The sequence below is a fragment of the Alicycliphilus denitrificans K601 genome, assembly GCF_000204645.1.
In the GTDB taxonomy this organism is placed as follows: Bacteria; Pseudomonadota; Gammaproteobacteria; order Burkholderiales; family Burkholderiaceae_C; genus Alicycliphilus; species Alicycliphilus denitrificans.
Genome location: NC_015422.1, coordinates 1,525,551 through 1,546,873, shown reverse-complemented (window position 1 = coordinate 1,546,873; position 21,323 = coordinate 1,525,551). Strand labels below are relative to the sequence as shown.

The window sequence follows — 21,323 nt, the reverse complement described above, 5'->3', positions numbered from 1 at the left end:
CGTGGTGCGCGGGGGGGGACTCGAACCCCCACACCATTGCTGGCGTCAGGACCTAAACCTGGTGCGTCTACCAATTTCGCCACCCGCGCTGCTCTTGCCATCCGGCCGACGGGCCTCGTAGCCAGCCGACCGGGTGAATCAGGTAAACCATAGATTTTACCTTGTTGCGCGCGACTACTGCCTGCGCACGCGGAACCAGGCCGCGTACATGGCGGGCAGCGCCAGCAGCGTGAGCACGGTGGCCACGACCAGCCCGCCCATGATGGCCACGGCCATCGGCCCCCAGAACACGCTGCGCGAGAGCGGGATCATGGCCAGCACCGCGGCCGCGGCCGTGAGCACGATGGGGCGCAGGCGCCGCACCGCCGCCTCCACGATGGCGTTCCAGGTGGGCACGCCTGCCGCGCGGTCGAGCTCGATCTGGTCGATCAGGATCACCGAGTTGCGCTGGATCATGCCCATGAGCGCAATCACGCCCAGCAGCGCCACGAAGCCGAACGGCCGGTTCAGTAGCAGCAGCGCCGCCGCCACGCCCGCGATGCCCAGCGGCCCGGTGAGGAACACCAGCACCGAGCGGCTGAAGCTGTGCAGCTGCAGCATGAGCAGCGTGAAGACGATGAACAGCATCACCGGCACCCCGGCCACGATGGAGGCCGAGCCCTTGCTGCTCTCCTCCACCGCGCCCGCCACCTCGATGCGCACGCCGTTGTCGCCCGCCGCGCGCCAGCGCGCCTCCAGCGCGCGCAGCTCGGGCAGCAGCTGGGCGGTGACGGTGGCGCCCTGCAGCCCCTCCACCAAGTCGCCCTGCACGGTGATGGCGTAGTCGCGGCTCCAGCGCCACATCACGCCCGGCTCCCAGGTGAACACGGGCCTGGCGATCTGCGTGAGCGGTATCGAGCGTCCCGAGGCCGTGGGCAGGTAGGCGTTGGCGATGTCGGAAATGGCCTCGCGCTCGTCGGGCGACTGGCGCAGCACGATGTCTAGAGCCAAGTCGTTCTCGCGATACTGGCCCACGGTGGTGCCCGTGAACATGATGCGCGAGGCCTGGGCGATGGACTGGCTGGTCACGCCCAGCGCGCGCGCCTTGTCCTGGTCCACCTCCAGGCGCACCACCTTCACCGACTCGTTCCAGTTGTCGTTCACGCCGACCAGATTGGCGTTGGCGCGCATCGCGGCCTTGACCTCGTCGGCGCGCAGGCGCAGCGTGGCCGGGTCGCCGCCCAGCACGCGGAACTGCACGGGGTACGGCACGGGCGGCCCGTTGGGCAGCAGCTTCACGCGGCCGCGCGCCTCGGGCACCTCCTCGGCCAGCAGCTTGGGCAGGCTCAGGCGCAGGGCCTCGCGCTCGGGCAGGCTCTTGGCCAGCACGATGAACTGCGACACGTTGCTCTGCGGGAACACCTGGTCGAGCGGCAGGTAGAAGCGCGGCGTGCCCGAGCCCACCCAGGCGGCCACGCTTTCCACGCCGTCCTGCTCCATCAGGCGCCGCTCCAGGCGTTTGGTGACGGCCTCGTTGGCGGCGAAGGCGGTGCCCTCGGGGAACCAGAGGTCCACCATGATCTCGGGCCGGCTCGAATCCGGGAAGAACTGCTGCTGCACGCGCCCCATGCCCGCGATGCCCAGCGCGAAAATGGCGACGGTGGCGCCTATGGTGATCCAGCGGTGCTGCACGCACCAGTTCACGGTGGCGCGGAAACGGTTGTAGAACGGCGTGTCGAACAGCTCGTGCGGCGGCGCGTCGGGATCGTGGGGCTTGACCTTGAGCAGCAGCGTGCCCAGGTAGGGCACGAAGTAGACCGAGACGATCCAGGACAGCACCAGCGCGATCACCGTCACGGCGAAGATGGCGAAGGTGTACTCGCCCGTGACCGACTTGGCGATGCCGATGGGCAGGAAGCCCGCCGCCGTGATCAGCGTGCCCGTCAGCATGGGCTTGGCCGTCACGTCGTAGGCGAAGGTGGCGGCGCGCACCTTGTCGTAGCCCTCCTCCATCTTGCGCACCATCATCTCCACGGCAATGATGGCGTCGTCCACCAGCAGCCCCAGGGCGATGATGAGCGAGCCCAGCGACACCTTGTGCAGCCCTATGCCCAGGTAATGCATGGCCAGGAAGGTGACGGCCAGCACCAGCGGGATAGTGATGGCCACCACCAGGCCGGGCCGGTAGTCGATGTGCCAGCCAAAGCGCCCGCCCTTGTGCAGCCCAAGCGAGACGAAGCTCACGCCCAGCACGATGACCACGGCCTCGATGAGCACCTTGACGAACTCGTTCACCGAGGCGGCCACGGACGCCGGCTGGTCCTGCACCTGGTGCAGCTGCACGCCCGCGGGCAGGCGCGCCTGAATGCCGGCCGCCGCCGCGCGCAGCGCCTTGCCCAGGGCGATGATGTCCCCGCCCTTGGCCATGGAGATGCCAAGGCCAATGGCCTCGCGGCCCTGGAAGCGCACCTTGACCGACGGCGGCTCCACGTAGCCGCGGCGCACCTCGGCGATGTCGGACAGGCGCAGCTGCGCCCCCGAGGCGCCGCGTATCGGCATGGCGCGCAGCTGCTCCACGCTGGTGAACTGCCCGCCCACGCGCACCTGCACCATGTCCTGCGGCGACTGGATCACGCCCGCGCTCTCCACCGCGTTCTGCGCGCCCAGCTGCTGCAGCACCGCGTTGAAGTCCAGGCCCAGCTGGGCCAGGCGCTTGTGCGAGACCTCGATCCAGACCTTCTCGTCCTGCACGCCGAACTGCTCGACCTTGGCCACGTCCTTCACGCGCAGCAGTTGCTGGCGCACGTCGTCGGCGAAGTCCTTGAGCTCGGCATAGCTGAAGCCCTCGCCCTGCAGCGCGTAGATCACGCCGAACACGTCGCCGAACTCGTCGTTGAAGAAGGGCCCCTGGATGTTGCCCGGCAGCTGGTAGCGCATGTCGCCGATCTTCTTGCGCACCTGGTACCAGACGTTGGCCACCTCGGCGGGCCGCGACGAGTCCTTGATCTCGAAGATGATCTGCGACTCGCCCGGCTTGCTGTAGCTGCGGATCTTGTCGGCGTAGGGCACCTCCTGCAGTGTGCGTTCGAGCTTGTCGGTCACCTGCTCGGCCACCTGCTGCGCCGTAGCGCCGGGCCAGTAAGTGCGCACCACCATCGCGCGGAAGGTGAAGGGCGGATCCTCGTCCTGCCCCAGCTGGAAGTAGGCTGCCACGCCCAGCACCATCAGCACCACCATCAGGTAGCGCGTCAGGGCCGCGTGGTTCAGCGCCCACAGGGACAGGTTGAAGCCCTTGCGGGGTTCCATCTGCGACATGGCGTCCCCTCAGCGCACCGCGGCCGATGCCGCAGACGCTCCCGCATTCATAGCTGCTGGCGCTTTCCCCTTGGGCGTTTGAGGCGATTTTGGCTTGTAGACCGTCACCTTCTGCCCTGGCGCCAGCGCATGCACGCCGGTGGCCACCACCTGCATGCCGGGCGCCAGGCCCGCGGCGATCACGGCCTCGTTGCCGTCGGCCGTGGCGATCTGCACCACCTGCGAGCGCACCGTGCCGCCGCCACCCTCGCCGGGCTCGTACACCCAGACCGCGGTCTGCCCGCCCTCCTGGCGCAGGCTGCTCGTGGGCAGGCGCATGGCCTGCACGCCGCCATGCGCGAAAGCCTGCGGCGCCACGTAGACGGTGGCGCCCAGCGGCGGCACGTCGCCGCCGTCCACCGCCACCTTGACTAGGAAGGTGCGCGTCACCGGGTCGGCGCTGGCCGCCACCTCGCGCACCTTGCCCGGCATCGGCGCGTCCGCCGACCAGGCGCGCACCTGCACGGCCTGGCCCACGCGCAGCTGGCCCACCTTGTCCTCGGGCACGTAGAACACCGCGTCGAGCGGGCCGTCGCGCGCGACACGCACCACGGGCGTGCCGGCGGCCACCACCTGGCCGGGCTCGGCGTCGATGCCCGTCACCACGCCGTCCGCGTCGGCCAGCAGGCGCGTGTAGTCGGCCTGGTTGCCCTGGGACGCGAGCTGCGCGCGCGCCTGGTCCAGCACCGCCTGGGCCGACTTGAGCTGCGCCTGGCGCCGGTCCAGTTCGGCGCCGCTGATGAAGTTCTGCGCCTTGAGCTGCGAGAAGCGCTCGAAGTCCGCCGCCGCCAGGTCGCGCTGCGTGGTGGCGGCCGCCACCTGGGCGCGCGCGGCCTGCGCGGCCAGCTCGTAGTCGCGCGCGTCGAGCCGGGCCAGCAATTGCCCGGCCTGCACGCGCTGGCCCAGCTCGGCCTGGCGCTGCACGATCTTGCCCGCCACGCGGAAGGACAGGCGCGACTCCACGCGCGCGCGCACTTCGCCCGCGTACTCCAGCTGCATCTGCAGGGGCGACGCGGCCACGGTCAGCAGTTTGACCGCCCGCACGGGCTCGGGCGCGGGCTGCTGGCGCGAACAGCCCGCCAGCAGCCCCAGGCTGACGCCGAGGACCCACAACAGAATGCCCCCACGCTCCCCGCAATGCGTGGTTCGCTGCCCCCCAAGGGGGCCGCTTTTTGCCTTGGGGCGGCCCGGCGACAAAAAAAGCCCCGACCGGGGCCGCACGAAGGCTGGAAGTAAAAGCATGGCAGGCAACGGGCCGCGATGGCCCAGTTAATGACCGATTGGTTAGTAATCTAGGTGAAACCCTTTTTCACTGTCAAGCGACAATCCCCGCGGTGAACGCCCGACCATCCCCGCAGCCCGCCGCCGCGCCCACCCGGGCGGCGCCGGTCACGCATTACGAGAACTTCCCCGTCGCCTCGCTGCTGTGCCCGCCACGCCTGCGCGAGCCGATCACCGCCATCTACGCCTTCGCCCGCGCGGCCGACGACATCGCCGACGAAGGCCAGGCCAGCCCCGGCGAGCGCCTGGCCGACCTGCACGCCTACCGCGCCGAGCTGCATTCCATTACCGCCGGCTGCCTCCCCGGACCGCGCTGGGCCTTTGTCTTCGGCCCGCTGCAAGCCACGCTGCGCAGCCACCGGCTGCCCGTGGCGCTGCTCGACGACCTGCTCGACGCCTTCATGCAGGACGTGGCCATGACCCGGGACGGCGCCACCCATGCCGACCGCGCCGCTCTGCTCGACTACTGCCGCCGCTCAGCCAACCCCGTGGGCCGGCTGCTGCTGCACCTGTACGGCGTGCACGGCGACGCGGCCCTGCGCGAGAGCGACGCCATCTGCAGCGCCCTGCAGCTCATCAACTTCTGGCAGGACCTGAGCGTGGACCTGCCGCGCGGCCGCCACTACCTGGCGGACGCCGACTGCGCGGCCTACGGCGTGGCGCGCGCCGATCTCGCCGCGCTGCGGCGCACGTCCGCGAGCGACCGCCTCGTCCTCGACTGCGCCGCCTGGGCGCGCGGCCTCATGCTGCAGGGCGCGCCGCTGGTGCACCGCCTGCCCGGCCGCGCGGGCTGGGAGCTGCGCCTGGTGGTGCAGGGCGGCCTGCGCATCCTCGACAAGGTGCAGGCCCTGGGCGGCGCCAGCCTGACCGCGCGGCCCCGGCTGGGCGCGCCGGACTGGCTGCGCATGCTGGCGCGCGCCGTGCGCATGTAGGCGCTCTGTCGTTGATAGCTGCCGGCGCTTGCTGCATGGGCGCCAGAGGCACTTTTGGCCACAAACCACTGCCCCGCGGACGGCCACGCGCGCCGTGGGACAATCACGCCCCCATGAACCCCGACCAGTACGTGCAGCAAAAGGCGGCCGCCTCCGGCAGCAGCTTCTACTACGCCTTTCTGTTCCTGCCACGCCAGCGCCGCGCGGCCATCACGGCCTTCTACGCCTTCTGCCGTGAAGTGGACGACGTGGTGGACGACGTCTCCGACGCGAGCGTTGCCCAGGCCAAGCTCGCCTGGTGGCAAGGCGAGGTGGCGCAGGCCTTCGCCGGCCGGCCCAGCCACCCGGTGATGCAGGCGCTGATGCCGCACGTGCCCGCCTATGGCATTGAGCAGGGCCAGTTGCAGGCCGTGATCGAGGGCTGCCAGATGGACCTGGAGCAGACGCGCTACCTCGACTTCGCGGGCCTGGCGCGCTACTGCCACCTGGTGGCCGGCGTGGTGGGCGAGGTGGCGGCGCACATCTTCGGGCAGACCGACGCGCGCACCACCGCATACGCCCACAAACTGGGGCTGGCGTTCCAGCTCACCAACATCATCCGCGACGTGGGCGAGGATGCCATGCGCGGGCGTATCTACCTGCCCATCTCCGAGCTGCAGCAATTCGACGTCAAGGCGCACGAGATCACCCGGCGCGAGTATTCGGACCGCTTCACCGCGCTCATGCGCTTCCAGGCCGAGCGCGCCCATAGGCTCTACGACGAGGCCCTGGCCCTGCTGCCCGACGCCGACCGCCGCGCGCAGAAGCCCGGCCTGATGATGGCGAGCATCTATCGCACGCTGCTGCGCGAGATCGAGGCCGACGGCTTCCAGGTACTGCACCAGCGCACCAGCCTCACGCCGCTGCGCAAGTTCTGGCTGGCGTGGAAGATGCAGGCGCTCGGGCGCATGTAGTACGCGGGCGCCGCGGAAGAAGTTGACTCCGTCAGGCCGCCGCCAGTGCCTGCTGGCCGGCCGGCGCGCCGGCGGCGATGGCCACGGGCCGCGCGGCCCTCTGCTCCAGCCTGAACGTGGCCGCCAGGCTGGCGAGCTGGCGCGCCTGCTCCTGCAGCGCGCCGGAGGCGGCCGAGGTCTGCTCGACGAGCGCCGCATTCTGCTGCGTCACGCCATCGAGGTGCGCCACGGCATGGTTGATCTGGGACAGGCCCGCGGATTGCTCGCGGCTGGCGTGGGCGATCTCGTCCACGATGTCGGCCACGCGCTGGATGCCGGTCACGATTTCCTGCATGGTCGCGCCCGCCTGCGCCACCTGCCCGCTGCCGACATCGACCTTGGCGACCGAGTCGGTGATGAGCCGCTTGACTTCCCTGGCCGCCTCCGCGCTGCGCTGCGCGAGGCTGCGCACCTCGCCGGCCACGACGGCGAAGCCCCGGCCTTGCTCGCCCGCGCGGGCGGCCTCCACGGCGGCGTTGAGCGCCAGGATGTTGGTCTGGAAGGCGATGCCGTCGATCACGCCGATGATGTCCACGATCTTGCGCGAGGACATGTTGATGGCCTCCATGGTTTCGACCACCTGCGACACCACGGCGCCGCCACGCTGTGCGACGCCGGTGGCCGAGGCCGCGAGCTGGCTGGCCTGGGCCGCGCTGTCGGCGTTCTGCTGCACGGTGCCCGACAGCTGCTCGGTGGCCGACGCCGTCTCCTGCAGGGCGCTGGCCTGCTGCTCGGTGCGCGAGGACAGATCCTGCGTGCCCACCGCCACCTGGGAAGACGCGCCGGCGATCATCTCCGCGCCATCGCTGACCTGGCCGATCATCCGGCCCAGGTTGCCGCGCATGGTTTCCATCTGGGCCAGCATGGCCGCGATCTCGTCCGTACCCTGGTGCTCGACGCGGTGCGTGAGGTCGCCAGCGGCGATGGCCGCGGCGGCGGCATTGGCGCCGTGAAAGCCCCGGCTCAAACGCGCCAGCAGCAGCAGGCCCAGCGCGGAGGCCGGCACCCCCAGCAGCAGGATGGCCAACACGAAAACCAACAGCCCGATTTCGTAGCGCTGCTGCGCGGCCCGGTAGGCGCCATGGGCGCGCTCGACCTGATGGTCGCGGAAAGCCTGCAGCGCCTTGACCATCGCCTCGCCCTCCGCGCGGCCCGCGGCCAGGAAGGCGGCCATGCTCGCGGGGCTGAAATCGCCCTTGCCGATGAGCTCCGCCGCCTGCCGCAGCTTCGCCGCCCACGCCGCCCTGGCGGCCTGCGCCGCTTCGAACAACGCGCGCTCCTTGGGCTCCATCGCGCCCTCCATGTCCCTTTGCAGGGCATCGACCTTGGCCATGTTGGCCAAGACGGCGTCCAGGTGGAACGCGACGGGATGGTCGTGAATGCTGGCCAGCTCGCTGCCCGGCGCATGCTGGAAGGCCAGCAGCACCTGCATGCGGCTTTGCACCGCCAGATCGGCTACCTGGTCGGCCAGCAATGCCCGGTGCATGGCCTCGTCATGCAGGGTCTTCAGGTTGTCGCGCGCCGACGACAGACCCCAGAGGCCCACCCCGATCACCGAGGCCCCCAGCAGCCAGAACATGCACAGCACGACCGTGAACCGCTGCGTGATCCGCAAGTTGTTCCACATAAGAATACCGATATCTTTTTGTTACGATTGTTTAATTATATCCACACCAAAAACAGGGATATTGCCCGGGACGGGCAGTGCGCCCCAAGATCCCTCGCCGGTGCCATGCGGCACCACATGCACTCCCCCTCATGCGCCTGCCATCACCTCCCGCATCCAAGACCGCCGCCGCAGGGCAGGCCATGAAGGTCGCCGTCATCGGCGCGGGCTGGGGCGGCATGGCCGCCGCCGTGCGCGCCGCGCAGGCCGGCCACGGCGTGACGGTGTTTGAGGCCAGCCGCACGCCGGGCGGGCGGGCACGCGCCGTGGCGGCGACGCTGTCGGACGGCCGGCCCGTGGTGCTGGACAACGGCCAGCACATCCTCGTCGGCGCCTATGCCCAGTGCCTGGGCCTGATGCGCACCGTGGGCGTGCGGCCCGAGGAGGCGCTGCTGCGCCTGCCGCTGACGCTGGTCTTTCCCGACGGCACGGGCCTGCGCCTGCCGGATGCGCCGCCGCCCTGGGATGCGCTCATGGGCATCGCCCGCGCGCGCGGCTGGAGCGCCTGCGAACGGCTGGCGCTGCTCGCGCGCGCGGCGCGCTGGCGCCTGGCGGGCTTTCGCTGCGCGCCGGGCGCCAGCGTGGCCGAGCTGTGCGCAGGCCTGCCCCCCCGGCTGCTGGATGGGTTCATCGAGCCGCTGTGCGTTTCCGCGCTGAACACGCCCGCGCGCCAGGCTTGCGGCCAGACCTTCCTGCGCGTGCTACACGACAGTCTGTTCAGCGGGCGCGGCGGCTCCCACCTGCTGCTGCCGCGCACCGACCTGGGCGCCCTGTTTCCCGAACCCGCGGCCCAGTGGCTGCGCGCACGCGGCCACGCGGTGCACCTGGGCCGGCGCGTGCAATCCCTGGCGCGGGACGGCGCCGGCTGGCGCGTGGACGACGAGCCGTTCCACGCCGTGCTGCTCTCCACCGGCAGCGCCGAGGCCGCGCGCCTGGTGGCCGGCGCCGCCACGCCCGCCGCCGAACACACCGGCCTGCAGGCCTGGGCCGCCACGGCCCAGGCCTTGCGCTTCGGAGCCATCGCCACCGTGTATACCGAGCAGTCGGGCGCGCACGGCGCGCTGCTGCCCCTGCCCATGCTGGCCTTGCACCACCGGGGTGGGCGGCCCGCGCAGTTCGTATTCGACCGTGCGCGGCTCGATGGAACGGCCGGCCTGCTGGCCTTCGTGGTCAGCGCCTTCGAGGGCGAGCGCGCCCGGCTGGAGCGCGAGGTGCTGGCCCAGGCCACCGAGGATCTGCGCCTGCCCGACCTGCGCGTGGTGCAAACTGTGGTGGAGAAGCGCGCCACCTTCGCCTGCACCCCCGCCCTCGCGCGCCCGCCCCGCGCCATCGCGCCGGGCCTGCAGGCCTGTGGCGACTACGTGGCCGGGCCCTACCCGGCCACGCTGGAGGGCGCCGTGCTGCATGGCATGGCGGCAGCGCAAAACGTGATCTGAAGAAAGGACAGGCATGCACGTGAGCTGGCAGCAGCTGCGCAGCGTGACGCTGGCGCAGGCCATCGAGCACGCGGACGGCGAACGCACCCTGGTCAGCCAGACCGAGTGGGACGAGGCCACGCGCCAGGCCGTGGAGGCCGCGCGCGGCCGCGGCGTGCAGCGCGTGGGCGTGGCCGACGTAGTGCTCGACCGCGCCGCCGCAATCGTCGCTCGCGCCGCCGGCCGCGACGCCACCGTGGCCGCGCTGCAGCAGCCCGGCGCATTCACGCGCTGGCTGGCCCGCGGCCTGCCGCTGGCGGCGCTGCTGCTGGGACTGGCGCTGGACCGCATCGCCAATGCGCACCGCGTGGACCTGCTCTCGCCCCCGCTGCTGGCCGTGCTGGGCTGGAACATCGCCATCTACGTCCTGCTGCTGTGGCGCGCATGGCGCAGGCCGGGCAAGGAGCGCGGCCTGCTCGCCCCCCTGCAGCACTGGGTGCTGCGGCGCCAGCTGCCCGGTGGGCGCGCCGCGCGCCGGGGCCTGGCGGCCCGGATCGCGGCCGGCTTCTACGCGCGCTGGTCGGCCCTCACGCTGGAGCGCTTCGCGCAGCAGGCCGCCTGCGTGCTGCACCTGTGCGCCGCCGCCTGGGCCGCAGGCATCGCGCTGTCGCTGCTGCTGCGCGGGCTGGTGGTGAGCTACCGATTCGGCTGGGAGAGCACTTTCCTGGACGCGGGCCAGGTGCACGCCATCGTCAGCCTGCTGTTCGCGCCGCTCACCCTGCTGTTCGGGCTGGCGCCGTTCTCGCTGGCCGACATCGCCGCCACGCAGAACTTCGCCGGCGAAGGCGCCGCCGGCAGCCGCTGGGTGTGGATGTACGTGGGGCTGCTGGCGCTCGTAGTGGTGGTGCCGCGCCTGCTGTTGGCCGCCTGGGCCGGCTGGCGCCAGGCGCGGCTGGCGCGGCAATGCACGCTCGACGTGCAGGGCAGCGGCTTCGACACGCTGCGCCAGGCCCTGCCGGGCGACCTGGTGCTGGGACTGCTGTGCGCCGCGCCCGCGCAGGAGCAGGCACTGCGCACCCTGCTGGCCCTGCACGCCGACCATGGCGCCGTGGCCAGCGCGCAGGGCGACCGGCTGCGCCTCGTCCAGCCCGAGGGCGCGGCCGCCGCAACACCCGCCGATGCCGTCGTCGCCTGGGGCGACGGGCCAGTCCCCCAAGCCCCGCCCGCCTGGCGCCAGGCCCCCGTGCTGGCGCTGGGCAGCACCGAATTCGGCCCCAGCTGGGTCCAGGACGGCGTGCTGTTCGAGCGCCTGGCCGCGCTGCTTCCCGCGCAGCGGCACGCGCTGGCGCGGCTGGGCCAAGCCTGGCAGGCGCGCAACGAAGCGCTTTTCACCCAATCGCTGCAGGCGCTGGCCGGACACCTGCATGCCTGCGCCGCCCTGGTGGGCGCCGGGCAGGGCGCCGCCCGCTACGCCACCCTGCTGCAAGAGCTGGACGCCACGCTGAGCGACCTGCACGGCCACGGCGCGGCCGCCCTGCCCTCCCCCATGCAGCTGCCGCCGCCCGCATCGCCCACGCCGCCGCCGCAGACACGCACCGGCGACGGCACGGCCCTGGCCATGGGCACGTCCGCCGGCGCAGCCGCGGGGGCCGCGGCCGGCGCCAAGGTGGGCGCCCTGATCGACGTGGGCACGGGCGGCATGACGCTGGGCGTGGGCACCGCCCTGGGCGCGCTGCTGGGCGGCACCACGGCCTGGGCGCTGCGCACCCTGCAGAAAAAAGGGGAAAAGAAGGGCGACACCGACGAACTGCTGCGCCACATGACCGAGGCCGCATGCACGCGCTACCTGGTGCTGTCCCACCTGGGGCGGGTGCCCGCACAACAGGCCGACGACCTGGGCGCGCGCTGGCACGCCGAGGTCACGGGCACCGTGGCCGCCCATTGGCCGCAGCTGACGGCCGCCCTGCAGGCCCCCGCCCCGCCTGTCGACCCGCTGCAGCCGCTGCTGCAGGCCATGCTGCGGGGCATCCTGCAGCGCAGCGTGGCGCGGGCTGCGTGATCGCTTTTGGGGCCGGGCTTGTCGGAGGTCACCGGTTTATTGGTTATTGGGGTCATGGTTATTGGGGTCAGATTCCAATTCTCTGCAATTTCCTGAGGGAAATTGGAATCCGACCCCCAATAACGCGACCCCCAATAACGACCCCCAATAACCCAATAAACCATGCCCCAAATTAACCAACCTAAGCCTCACCCTGGAAACCTAGCGCGGACGCTCCAGCACGTCGGCCAGCTTGAGCACCTCCAGCCCCGTGTTGGCCCAGAAGCGTTCCAGCGGCCCGGTGCGCTCCAGCAGCAAGCGCTGCACCAGCGGCTCCATGGCGGTGGTGGCGGGGTCGGCCAGCAGCAGGTGGCGCGCGTCCGCCGAGCCCGGCGCGCCGGCGGCGGTTTCGTTGACCTGCACCACCCAGCCCAGGCCCATGAGCGCGTCCAGCACGGGTTCAAGCTGCAGCACGTCAACGCGCAGCATCTGCGCCAGCTGCGCGGCCGTGAGGCCGTGGGCCGACTGGCCGCGCGCACCGTGCAGCTGCTGCAGCACCTCCACGGCCAGCAGGAAAGTCCAGCCCTGCCCGCCTGCTGGCCGCGCCACGCCGGCCAGCAGGCTGGGCAGATAGGCCGCGACCACGGCGCCCAGCAGAACGATGACCCAGGCCACGTAGATCCACAGCAGCAGGATGGGCAGCGTGGCGAAGGTGCCGTAGAGCACCGAATAGGTGGGCACCGAGGCCAGGTACAGCGCCAGCCCCTTCTTGGCCAGTTCCATGCCCACCGACACGAACAGGCCGCCCGCCCAGGCGTAGCGCCAGTGCACCTGGGTGTTGGGCACGTAGCGGTACATGGCCGCAACGCCCGCGGCCAGCACCAGGAACTCGATGGAGTCCAGCAGAAGGCGCGTGCCGCCGGGCAGCGTGGCGCCCAGGCCGCGCGAGGCGGCGCTGGCCATCGAGGTGGTCAGCGCCAGGCTGGCCGCAAGCACCAGGGGGCCAAGCGTGATGGCGGCCCAGTAGATCAGCACGCGCTGGCCCAGCGGCCGCAGGCGGCGCACGCGCCAGATGGTGTTGAGCGTGCGGTCTATGGTCAGGATCAGCGCCAGCGCCGTGACCATGAGCACGGAAAAGCCCGCCATGCCCAGGCCGCTGGCCTTTGCCGAGAACTGCGTGAGGTAGCCCAGCACCGGGCGCGAGATGCTGTCGGGCACCAGGCTGTCCACCAGCCAGCGCTGCAGCACCTGCTGCATCTGGCCGAAGATGGGGAACGCCGAGAAGACGGCCAGTGCCACCGTGAAGAACGGCACCAGCGCCAGCAGCGTGGTGAACGTGAGGCTGCTGGCGGTGAGCCCCAGCCGGTCTTCGCGGAAGCGCTCGCGCAGCATGTGCGCCGTGGTGCGCCAGGGGAAGTGCGACAGCTGCGCGATCCAGGCCTCGATACGCTGCGCAAGGGGTGGGGACAAGGACATGGCCGATATGATGCCAGCCCCATGCATTCCGAAATCGTCCCCCTGCCCCCTCCTGTGACCACCGACGTGGCTGCGACGCGCTGGCTGGCCGTGGGCAGCCTGCTGGGCCTGATCGTGCTCAGCCTGGCATGGGAGCTGTGGCTCGCCCCCCTGCGCCCCGGCGGCTCGTGGCTGGCGCTCAAGGCGCTGCCGCTGGCCGTGCCGCTGGCGGGCCTGCTCAAGCGGCGCATGTACACCTACCGCTGGGTCAGCCTGCTGGTGTGGCTGTACTTCACCGAAGGCGTGGTGCGCGCCTGGAGCGACCCGGCCCCCGGCAACTGGCTGGCCGGCGCCGAGATCGCGCTGTGCCTGCTGCTGTTCACCGCCTGCGCCCTGCACGTGCGCCTGCGCCAGCGCGCCGTCAGGACGCATACGTCTACTCCACCCACTCCTGCTGCCGATCCGACATGACCACTGCCCTGCTCGACTCCCTGCGCCAGATCGTCGGCGCCGCCCATGTGCTCACCGATGGCGACCTCACGGCCTATGAACAGGACTGGCGCAAGCGCGTCAAGGGCAAGGCCCTGGCCGTGGTGCGCCCCGCCTCCACCGCCGAGGTGGCGGCCGTGGTCAAGGCCTGCGCCGCCGCCGGCAGCCCGATGGTGCCGCAGGGCGGCAACACCGGCCTGTCGGTGGGCAGCACGCCCGACGGCAGCGGCACCCAGGTGGTGCTGAGCCTCACGCGCATGAACCAGGTGCGCGCCATCGACCGCGACAACCTGACCATGACCGTGGAGGCCGGCTGCATCCTGCAAAGCCTGCAGGAGACCGCCGACAAGGAAGGCCTGCTGTTCCCCCTGAGCCTGGCGGCCGAGGGCAGTTGCACCATAGGCGGCAACCTGGGCACCAACGCCGGCGGCACGCAGGTGGTGCGCTACGGCAACACGCGCGAGCTGTGCCTGGGCCTGGAGGTGGTCACGCCCCAGGGCGAGGTGTGGGACGGCCTGTCCGGCCTGCGCAAGGACAACACCGGCTACGACCTGCGCGATCTGTTCATCGGCAGCGAGGGCACGCTGGGCGTGATCACCGCGGCCACCATGAAGCTCTTCCCCCAGCCCGCCGCGCGGCTCACGGCCTGGGCCGCCGTGCCGTCCATGCAGGCCGCCGTGCGCCTGCTGGGCCTGGCGCACCAGCACCTGGGCGCGGGGCTCACGGGCTTCGAGGTCATGGGCCGGTTCGCGCTGTCGCTGGTCATCAAGCACATGCCGCAGCTGCGCGTGCCCTTCGCGGGGCTCGACGGCGCCCCGCCCTACTACGTGTTGCTGGAAAACAGCGACAGCGAGTCCGAGGAGCACGCGCGCGAGCGCTTCGAGGCGCTGCTGGAGTTCGCCTTCGAGGACGGCTGCGTGCTCGACGCCGTGGTGGCCGAGAGCCTGTCGCAGGCGCACGAGCTGTGGCACATCCGCGAGAGCATCCCGCTGGCCCAGGCCGAGGAGGGCCTGAACATCAAGCACGACATCTCCATCGCCGCATCGCGCATCCCGGCGTTCGTCGAGCACACCGATGCACTCCTGCAGCGCGAGATCCCCGGCGTGCGCCTGGTCAACTTCGGCCACCTGGGCGACGGCAACCTGCACTACAACGTGCAGGCGCCCGAGGGCGGCGACGCGCGCGAGTTCCTGCGCACGCAGGAAGACCGCGTGAACCAGCTGGTCTACGACGCCGTAGCACTGTTCCACGGATCGTTCTCCGCCGAGCACGGCGTGGGCGTGCTCAAGGCCGACAAGCTCGCGCACTACAAGTCGCCCGTGGCCCTGTCCATGATGCGCGCCATCAAGCAGGCGCTGGACCCGCAGGGCCTCATGAACCCGGGCTGCATTCTTCAAAAATAGGAGCTTCCAGCGCTTTTCAGTCAAGCGCTGGAGCCACTTTCCATTCAAAAAAATGACGCACCGCCCCATCCGCCACCAATACGAAGACCTCATGCGCCATGTGTTCGAGCATGGCGTCGCCAAGGGCGACCGCACGGGCACGGGCACGAGGAGCGTGTTCGGCCATCAGATGCGCTTCGACCTGCGCGAGGGCTTCCCGCTCGTCACCACCAAGAAGGTGCATCTCAAGTCCATCATCCTGGAGCTGCTGTGGTTCCTGCAGGGCAGCGGCAACGCGCGCTGGCTGCAGGAGCGCGGCGTGACCATCTGGGACGAATGGGCCGACCCTACGAGCGGCGACCTGGGCCCCGTGTACGGCGTGCAGTGGCGCAGCTGGCCCACGCCCGGCGGCGGTCACATCGACCAGATCAGCCAGGTGGTGGAGCAGCTCAGGACCAACCCCGACAGCCGCCGCATCATCGTGAGCGCCTGGAACGTGGCCGAGCTCGACAAGATGGCCCTGATGCCCTGCCACGCCTTCTTCCAGTTCTACGTGGCCGAGGGCAGGCTCAGTTGCCAACTCTACCAGCGCAGCGCCGACATCTTCCTCGGCGTGCCCTTCAACATCGCCAGCTACGCCCTGCTCACCCACATGCTGGCGCAGCAGTGCGACCTGGAGGTGGGCGACTTCATCTGGACCGGCGGCGACTGCCACATCTACAGCAACCACTTCGAGCAGGTGCGCACGCAGCTCGCGCGCGAGCCCCGGCCCTACCCCACGCTGCGCATCAAGCGCCGCCCGCCGTCGATCTTCGACTACGGGTACGAAGACTTCGAGGTCGAGGGCTACGACCCGCACCCACCCATCAAGGCGCCGGTGGCCGTATGAACGTGCACCTGATCTACGCGCGCGCCGCCAACGGCGTCATCGGCAAGGACGGCGCCATGCCCTGGCACCTGCCCGAGGACCTCGCGCACTTCAAGCGGCTGACCCAGGGCCACCCGGTCATCATGGGCCGCAAGACCTGGGACTCGCTGCCCGCGCGCTTCCGCCCACTGCCGGGGCGCGCGAACATCGTCGTCACGCGCCAGGCGGATTGGAACGAAATCGGCGCCCAGCGCGCATCCAGCCTGCGCGAGGCGCTATCGGTGGCAGAGCAGACGGGTTCCGAGGCATGGATCATCGGCGGCGCACAGATCTACGCCCAGGCCCTGCCCCTGGCCACCCGCATCGAGGTGACCGAGATCGGACGCGACTTCGACGGCGACGCCCATGCCCCCCAGCTCGGCCCCGAGTGGCAGGAAGTGGCGCGCAGCCGCCACGTGGGCAGCGGCGGCCTGCCGTTCAGCTTCGTGACCTACGAACGGCGGCCCGGCTAGCCGCCGCGCGGCGGCTGCGCACCGGCGCTGGCGCGGGCGGCGGCGGGGCCTGCATCCGGTCGAGCGCGAGCAGCGCATCCACGTAGGGCACGAAGCGCTGCAGGTATTCGGGCGAGGTCTCGCGCATCAACACCAGCGCGCGGTGCACGAGGTGGTGCGAGTTGAGCGGCCCGGCCTGCGGCGGCACCTGCGCCAGCGCCTGGCGCAGCCGCTCCTCGGCGGACAGGCGCGTCCAGGTGGCGCGAAAGCGCCGCAGCGTGTGCAGCTCACGCTGCGCGAGGGCCGCGCCTTCGGGTGCGGCCTCCCCGTGGCCGCGCGCCAGCTCCCGGGCCAGGGTGCCCAGCGCGCCCTGCGGGCGGGCGGCAGGCAGCTGCGGCCACGGGCCCGTCGGCGGCGCCGGGCTGCCCGCATTCGGCCATCAAGACGGCCAGCCGCGCATCGAGCAGACGGCGCGCCTGCCCGGCCTGCGCGGCGGCCCGGCGCGCCAGCGCCTCCATGAAGAGCGATCGCACGGGGTCCACGCCCAGCCCCTTATTGCACGCGGCGCGCGGGGCGCGGCATGGGGGCCATCTCCACGCGGCGGTTGCGCGCCCGGCCCTCGGCGTCGGCATTCGACGCCACGGCCTGCTCGGCGCCGAACGCGGCGGCGAACACCTGGGCCGAGGGAATGCCCTCGTCGATGAGCGCGCGCGTGACGGTCAGGGCGCGCTGGGCCGACAATTCCCAGTTGTCGGCGAAGCGCGCATTGCCACCGCCGCCGCGCATGGGACGGTCGTCGGTGAAGCCGCTCACCATGAGGATCTCGCCGCGCTCGCGCAGGTAGGCGGCCAGCGGCGCGGACAGGCTGCGCAGCAGCTGCCGCCCCTCGGGCTGGAGCTCGTCGGAGTTGAAGGCGAACAGCACGCTGCCGCTGATGCCGATGCGCCCGTCCTGCAGCGTGACGCGCCCCGCCGCGAGCGGCCCGGCCAGGGCCTGCTCCAGTGTCGTGAGGCGGCGGGCCTGCTCGGCGCGCTGGCGCTGCTCGGTCTTGAGGCGCTCGGCCAGCTCCATCTGCATGCCCAAAGCGCACACGAGGATGAGCGCGAACGCGCCCAGCGCGCCGCCCATCAGGTCGCCGAACACGGCCCACACGGGGGCCGCGGGCTCCAGGCCGTCGTCGAGTTCACCGCCCGCGTGCACCGTCATGCCGCGCTCTCCTCGGCACGCTGCGCGGCCACCTGCTGCAGGCCGTCGATGATCTGCTTTTGCGCACCCACGCTCAGCTCGATCACCTCGCGCGCCTGGGCCACGTAGTAGTCGAGCTGCTCGTCGCTGCGCGCGAGCGACTTGTCCATGGCGGCCTCGATGCGCTGCAGCTGCGCGAGCATCTGCTCGCTGGCCTGGCCGAAGAGCTGCACCGCGCCGCCGAAGGCCTCGCCCAGGCTCGCGACCTCGATGGCGCCGGCGGCGACCTGCGCGGCCGCGCCTTCCAGGCGGCCCGCCTGCGTGTCGAGCGTCTCGGCGAACGCGGCCGCCCGCGCGCTCCATGGCGCCGGCGGCCTGGGCCACGAGCGCGTCGATGGCGCTGCGCTGCTCGTCGGCGGCGCGGCCGGCGGCACCGAGCAGCGTGGACAGGGTTTCGAGCAGGCGCGCGCGTTCGTCCAGCATGGCGTTGTCGCGCGCGATGCTGTCGGTGATCTGCTGGCGCAGCTCGCCCATGGCCTGGGCGGCTGCGCGGGGCGCCTCTGCCGCGGCGTGCACCAGCCGCTGCACCTCGTCCAGCGTGCCCTGCGCCTGGGCCTGCATGTGGCGCGCGATGTCGTCCGCGGCCCGGGCCAGCGCGTCGCCCGTCTGCTGGTGCTGCGCGGCGGCCTGGGCGCCGGCCTGGCGCCATTCGTCGACGAGCGTGGCGGCCACGGACTGCAGCGCCTGCGTCCATCGGGCCAGGCGCTGCTCTTCCTGCGCGGCCAGGCGGGTTTGCAAGCCCTCGTGGGCCTGATCCACCGATACCTGCAGTGCGGCGGCATGGCGGGCCAGGCCGTCCGTGGCGGCCTGCAGGGCCTGCTGCTGTCGCTCGGCCAGTTGCGCGCCCTCGCTGGCCTGGCGGGCCAGCGCCTCGTCCCAGCGCGCGGCCTGGGCTTCGGATTGGTGCAAGAGCTGCTGCGCCAGGCCGGTGGCCAGTTCGGTCGTGCGCTGCTCGAAGCCCTGCGTGAAACGCGCCAGCGCATCGCCCAGCGCCTGCGCGGTGGCCTCGCCCGTGCTGCGGTGCTCGGCCAGCGCGCTCGTCCATTGCGTGCTGACGGCGATGGTGGCCTCGCCGAAGCGCTCGGCCATGGCGTCGAGCTGGCGGCCCACCTGCTGCGCCATCGACTCCTGCAGGCGGGTGCTCTCGCGCGCCAGGGCGGCCAGCGTGGCCTCGGTCGCGGGCTGGATGGCCGCACCGGCCTGGGCCGCGCTCTGCGCCGCGGTGTCCGCCAGCGTGCGCTGCACCGTGGCGGCCAGGGCGGTGTAGGCAGCTTCGGTCTCGCTGTAGAAGCGCCGCTGCTCGGCGGCAAGGCGCTCGCCCAGCGCCTGCTGCTGGCGCTCCAGCGCGGCCATGCAGTCCTGCAGGCGGTCCACCACCTGGGGCATGGCGCCCGCCTGCTGCTCCAGCAGGCGCAGCGATGCCTCGCGCTGGTGCTGGCTGGAGAAGGGCCGCAGCGGGCCGGCCGCGGCGGCGTCGAGCTGCCGCGCGGCGCGGATGCGCTCGCGCCGGCACAGCGCCGTCATCAGCCCCAGCATGGCCGAGGCGGCCACGCCCGCCACCGAGGTGCCGAACGCCAGCCCCAGGCCGCGCACGGGCGCCGACAGCGCGTCGCGCATGGCATCGAGCCCGTCGGCGCCCGCCAGCGCGGCGCCCGTGCCGTTCAGGGCGACCACCATGCCCCCGAAGGTGCCCAGCATGCCCAGCAGCACGAGCAGGCCGCTCAGGTACGAGGCGAGCACCGGCCCCGGCAGGCCGGCGCGCGCGCCTTCGACGCGCTGGCGCACGGCGTCGCGCAGCGCGGCGGGCAGCGTGGCCAGCCAGTCATCCAGCCGCGCGGGGGGTTGCGAGAGCGCGCCCAGCGCACCCGCCAGCGCCTCGGTCGCGCGCGAGAAGCGCAGCAGCTCCCAGCTGCCGAGCAGGTAGAACGCCGCGATCAGCACGATGATGGCCAGCGCCAGCGGCTGGGCCTGCAGGTAGCCCGCGCCCACCCAGCCCACGGTGGCAAGGCCCGCCGCGAACGCGGCCAGGGAAAACAGTTTCGTCATGTACAGCCCGAAGGGGTATGGCGGCGAAGCGCTTCGAGAAGCCCTTCGACCGGTTGCAATCTCAATTCCAGCTCGGCCAGCAGCACGGCCTGCAGGTCGGCGCGGAACGCGTCTGGCCCGGCCTCGGCCGCGCACAGCCGCTGGAAGTGTTTTTCGAGCCGCGCGGGCACGGCAGCGAACACGCGCTGCTCCTGCACCGCAAGCGCCTGTGCCAGCACCGCGTCCACCGCGGCAAGCCGCGCCGCATCGGGGCCGCAGGCCGCCAGGGCGGCGCGCACGCGCTCGCGCAGCGCGGCCAGCGCCACGCCCATCGCCTGCTGGCGCGCCACGTAGCACTGGCGGTACGGGGCGAAGCCCATGCCGGCCTCCAGCGGCGAACGGCCCGCGGCCTGCGACTCGCGGCCGATGGCCTGCGCGAGCGTGGCGCGCACGCGCTCGTATTCGGCGTGCTCGCCGGCGTAGCGGTTCTGCGGATTGACGGTCGATGCGGCGGGACGTTCCAGGGCGGCGGACAGCGCGATGGCGTCCGTCCAGCCCACCCACTGGACCAGGCCATCGGCGAACGCGGCGCAGGGCTCGCCCGCGCGCTGCGGCGCGTCGCCCATGCCGGCCAGCAGGCGCACCAGCGCCGTGCCCGTCAAACCCGCCCGCCCCGTGTGCTGGGCCATAGTGGGGCTCATGCGGCTCAAAAAACCCGGCAGTCTACACTGGTGGGCTTTCGAGCCAGAACGGGCTTGTGTAACGACTTGCGCGAAGAGGAAGCCTCATAGCCGCCGGTGCGGCAGGGCCCCGAATCGAGGCGGAAACGGGTCGCGCGAAGGCCCCCGCGAAAAAGGAACTAGGGCGAATCGACATTCAGTCTGGTACCCAAGTCAGAGAAGCTGCCAGGCAGAGGAAGGCCATGAAGTGGGCGTCCTTGCGGTCATAGCGCGTGGCGATGCGCCGGTACTGCTTGAGCCGTCCAAAGCATCGCTCGATGGCGTTGCGCGCACGGTAGAGCTTGGCATCGAAGGGGCGTGCTTGCTGGCAACTGCGTGGCGGGATGACGGCTTGCGCGCCACAGGCTTCGATCTGCGCCACCAAGGCACGGCTGTCGTAGCCCTTGTCTGCGAGGACATGCGTGGGCGCAAAGCCTCGCAGCAGCTCGGGGGCCTGGGTGATGTCGTTGACCTGTCCTGGCGTGAGGATCAGCCTCAAGGGCCGGCCCTGCCCGTCATTGGCCAGGTGGATCTTCGTGCTCAAACCACCTCGGGAACGCCCCAAAGCCGCAGTCTTGGCCCCCCTTTGCCCGTGGCGGCTTGTTGATGCGCTCGAACGATGGTGCTGTCGATCAGCAGGTATGCGTTGCCCCGGTCCTTGACCAGCATGGCAAACACTTGCTCCCAGACTCCGGCTGCGGCCCAACGGGTGAAGCGCTTGTGCACCGTCTTGTACTTGCCATAGCGCTCGGGCAGGTCGCTCCAGCGGGCTCCCGAGCGCAGCACCCACAGCACGCCGTTGACGAAGTTGCGGTTATCCACGCCACTTCTGCCCGGATCACCCGCTTTGCCTGGCAGTAGTTCCTCCAGGCGTTGCCATTGGGCGTCGGTCAATTCGTAGCGGCTCGGGCGTGTCATGCGGGCTTGATTCCTCCTGCCCGTATCGTCTCATCCTTGATCTCTTGAATGTCGATTCACCCTAGCCGTCGTCC

The 21,323-nt window shown here is 71.5% G+C and carries 14 protein-coding genes, 1 tRNA gene and 2 pseudogenes; 8 read left to right on the top strand and 9 right to left on the bottom strand.

Going from position 1 to position 21,323, the window contains the following annotated elements; translation table 11 throughout:
• Nucleotides 1-2: 2 nt before the first annotated feature.
• From ALIDE2_RS07305 to ALIDE2_RS07295, 3 genes are all read right to left on the bottom strand, one after another.
• Nucleotides 3-89: transfer RNA gene (locus ALIDE2_RS07305), tRNA-Leu, on the bottom strand.
• A gap of 85 nt (nucleotides 90-174) precedes the next feature.
• On the bottom strand, nucleotides 175-3,294 hold the full coding sequence (locus tag ALIDE2_RS07300; protein ID WP_013519799.1) for an efflux RND transporter permease subunit: 3,120 nt from the start codon (nucleotides 3,292-3,294) through the stop codon (nucleotides 175-177).
• Nucleotides 3,295-3,303: 9 nt separating this feature from the next.
• The gene (locus ALIDE2_RS07295) at nucleotides 3,304-4,575 is read right to left on the bottom strand and encodes an efflux RND transporter periplasmic adaptor subunit (RefSeq protein ID WP_013721690.1); all 1,272 of its coding nucleotides are present in this window, start codon (nucleotides 4,573-4,575) and stop codon (nucleotides 3,304-3,306) included.
• Between the two features lie 92 nt (nucleotides 4,576-4,667).
• On the opposite strand from ALIDE2_RS07295, the gene hpnC reads away from it, so the two are divergent.
• Both hpnC and hpnD read left to right on the top strand, forming a co-directional pair.
• The gene (hpnC, locus tag ALIDE2_RS07290; RefSeq protein ID WP_013519801.1) at nucleotides 4,668-5,546 is read left to right on the top strand and encodes a squalene synthase HpnC; all 879 of its coding nucleotides are present in this window, start codon (nucleotides 4,668-4,670) and stop codon (nucleotides 5,544-5,546) included.
• Nucleotides 5,547-5,659: 113 nt separating this feature from the next.
• A complete protein-coding gene (gene hpnD, locus ALIDE2_RS07285) occupies nucleotides 5,660-6,499 on the top strand; it encodes a presqualene diphosphate synthase HpnD (RefSeq protein WP_013519802.1) in 840 nt (279 codons plus the stop codon).
• A gap of 31 nt (nucleotides 6,500-6,530) precedes the next feature.
• On the opposite strand, the gene ALIDE2_RS07280 is transcribed toward hpnD, so the two are convergent.
• A complete protein-coding gene (locus ALIDE2_RS07280) occupies nucleotides 6,531-8,165 on the bottom strand; it encodes a methyl-accepting chemotaxis protein (RefSeq protein ID WP_013519803.1) in 1,635 nt (544 codons plus the stop codon).
• A gap of 182 nt (nucleotides 8,166-8,347) precedes the next feature.
• Between ALIDE2_RS07280 and hpnE the strand changes: the two genes are divergently transcribed.
• Together hpnE and ALIDE2_RS07270 are read left to right on the top strand one after the other, a co-directional pair.
• The gene (hpnE, locus tag ALIDE2_RS07275) at nucleotides 8,348-9,640 is read left to right on the top strand and encodes a hydroxysqualene dehydroxylase HpnE (protein WP_013519804.1); all 1,293 of its coding nucleotides are present in this window, start codon (nucleotides 8,348-8,350) and stop codon (nucleotides 9,638-9,640) included.
• A gap of 13 nt (nucleotides 9,641-9,653) precedes the next feature.
• The gene (locus ALIDE2_RS07270) at nucleotides 9,654-11,678 is read left to right on the top strand and encodes a DUF2868 domain-containing protein (RefSeq protein WP_013519805.1); all 2,025 of its coding nucleotides are present in this window, start codon (nucleotides 9,654-9,656) and stop codon (nucleotides 11,676-11,678) included.
• Nucleotides 11,679-11,879: 201 nt separating this feature from the next.
• On the opposite strand, the gene ALIDE2_RS07265 is transcribed toward ALIDE2_RS07270, so the two are convergent.
• Nucleotides 11,880-13,133, bottom strand: a complete 1,254-nt coding sequence (locus tag ALIDE2_RS07265; RefSeq protein WP_013519806.1) for a YihY family inner membrane protein — start codon at nucleotides 13,131-13,133, stop codon at nucleotides 11,880-11,882.
• 21 nt (nucleotides 13,134-13,154) lie between these two features.
• On the opposite strand from ALIDE2_RS07265, the gene ALIDE2_RS07260 reads away from it, so the two are divergent.
• From ALIDE2_RS07260 to ALIDE2_RS07245, 4 genes are read left to right on the top strand one after another with little or no spacing between them, the layout of a single operon-like run.
• On the top strand, nucleotides 13,155-13,583 hold the full coding sequence (locus ALIDE2_RS07260; RefSeq protein WP_013519807.1) for a DUF2069 domain-containing protein: 429 nt from the start codon (nucleotides 13,155-13,157) through the stop codon (nucleotides 13,581-13,583).
• Nucleotides 13,580-15,004, top strand: coding sequence for an FAD-binding oxidoreductase (locus tag ALIDE2_RS07255; RefSeq protein ID WP_013519808.1), 1,425 nt, complete (start codon nucleotides 13,580-13,582; stop codon nucleotides 15,002-15,004). The genes ALIDE2_RS07260 and ALIDE2_RS07255 overlap by 4 nt, the downstream gene beginning before the upstream one ends.
• A gap of 52 nt (nucleotides 15,005-15,056) precedes the next feature.
• A complete protein-coding gene (locus ALIDE2_RS07250) occupies nucleotides 15,057-15,872 on the top strand; it encodes a thymidylate synthase (RefSeq protein ID WP_013519809.1) in 816 nt (271 codons plus the stop codon).
• Nucleotides 15,869-16,363, top strand: coding sequence for a dihydrofolate reductase (locus ALIDE2_RS07245; RefSeq protein ID WP_013721689.1), 495 nt, complete (start codon nucleotides 15,869-15,871; stop codon nucleotides 16,361-16,363). Before ALIDE2_RS07250 ends, ALIDE2_RS07245 begins: the two co-directional genes overlap by 4 nt.
• Here ALIDE2_RS07245 and ALIDE2_RS24240 read toward each other — a convergent pair.
• The 4 genes and pseudogenes from ALIDE2_RS24240 to ALIDE2_RS24235 form a co-directional block, all read right to left on the bottom strand.
• Nucleotides 16,329-16,860 (bottom strand): annotated as a pseudogene (locus ALIDE2_RS24240) (DUF2894 domain-containing protein). The gene ALIDE2_RS07245 and the pseudogene ALIDE2_RS24240 sit on opposite strands and share 35 nt — an antisense overlap.
• Nucleotides 16,861-16,894: 34 nt before the next feature.
• Complete coding sequence (locus ALIDE2_RS07225; protein ID WP_013721688.1) at nucleotides 16,895-19,633, bottom strand: DUF802 domain-containing protein; 2,739 nt, start codon at nucleotides 19,631-19,633, stop codon at nucleotides 16,895-16,897.
• Nucleotides 19,630-20,301, bottom strand: coding sequence for a DUF3348 family protein (locus tag ALIDE2_RS07220; protein ID WP_013519814.1), 672 nt, complete (start codon nucleotides 20,299-20,301; stop codon nucleotides 19,630-19,632). Before ALIDE2_RS07220 ends, ALIDE2_RS07225 begins: the two co-directional genes overlap by 4 nt.
• A gap of 187 nt (nucleotides 20,302-20,488) precedes the next feature.
• Nucleotides 20,489-21,249, bottom strand: a pseudogene (locus ALIDE2_RS24235) (IS5 family transposase).
• Nucleotides 21,250-21,323: the final 74 nt, after the last annotated feature.

What these genes read in the sequence shown, in the direction of transcription:
- ALIDE2_RS07245 (WP_013721689.1), top strand. Translation starts at nt 15,869, where the DNA reads ATGAACGTGCACCTGATCTACGCGCGCGCCGCCAACGGCGTCATCGGC.
- ALIDE2_RS07250 (WP_013519809.1), top strand. Translation starts at nt 15,057, where the DNA reads ATGACGCACCGCCCCATCCGCCACCAATACGAAGACCTCATGCGCCAT.
- ALIDE2_RS07270 (WP_013519805.1), top strand. Translation starts at nt 9,654, where the DNA reads ATGCACGTGAGCTGGCAGCAGCTGCGCAGCGTGACGCTGGCGCAGGCC.
- ALIDE2_RS07255 (WP_013519808.1), top strand. Translation starts at nt 13,580, where the DNA reads ATGACCACTGCCCTGCTCGACTCCCTGCGCCAGATCGTCGGCGCCGCC.
- ALIDE2_RS07220 (WP_013519814.1), bottom strand. Translation starts at nt 20,301, where the DNA reads ATGGCCCAGCACACGGGGCGGGCGGGTTTGACGGGCACGGCGCTGGTG.
- hpnE (WP_013519804.1), top strand. Translation starts at nt 8,348, where the DNA reads ATGAAGGTCGCCGTCATCGGCGCGGGCTGGGGCGGCATGGCCGCCGCC.
- ALIDE2_RS07265 (WP_013519806.1), bottom strand. Translation starts at nt 13,133, where the DNA reads ATGTCCTTGTCCCCACCCCTTGCGCAGCGTATCGAGGCCTGGATCGCG.
- ALIDE2_RS07300 (WP_013519799.1), bottom strand. Translation starts at nt 3,294, where the DNA reads ATGTCGCAGATGGAACCCCGCAAGGGCTTCAACCTGTCCCTGTGGGCG.
- ALIDE2_RS07260 (WP_013519807.1), top strand. Translation starts at nt 13,155, where the DNA reads ATGCATTCCGAAATCGTCCCCCTGCCCCCTCCTGTGACCACCGACGTG.
- ALIDE2_RS07225 (WP_013721688.1), bottom strand. Translation starts at nt 19,633, where the DNA reads ATGACGAAACTGTTTTCCCTGGCCGCGTTCGCGGCGGGCCTTGCCACC.
- ALIDE2_RS07280 (WP_013519803.1), bottom strand. Translation starts at nt 8,165, where the DNA reads ATGTGGAACAACTTGCGGATCACGCAGCGGTTCACGGTCGTGCTGTGC.
- hpnD (WP_013519802.1), top strand. Translation starts at nt 5,660, where the DNA reads ATGAACCCCGACCAGTACGTGCAGCAAAAGGCGGCCGCCTCCGGCAGC.
- ALIDE2_RS07295 (WP_013721690.1), bottom strand. Translation starts at nt 4,575, where the DNA reads ATGCTTTTACTTCCAGCCTTCGTGCGGCCCCGGTCGGGGCTTTTTTTG.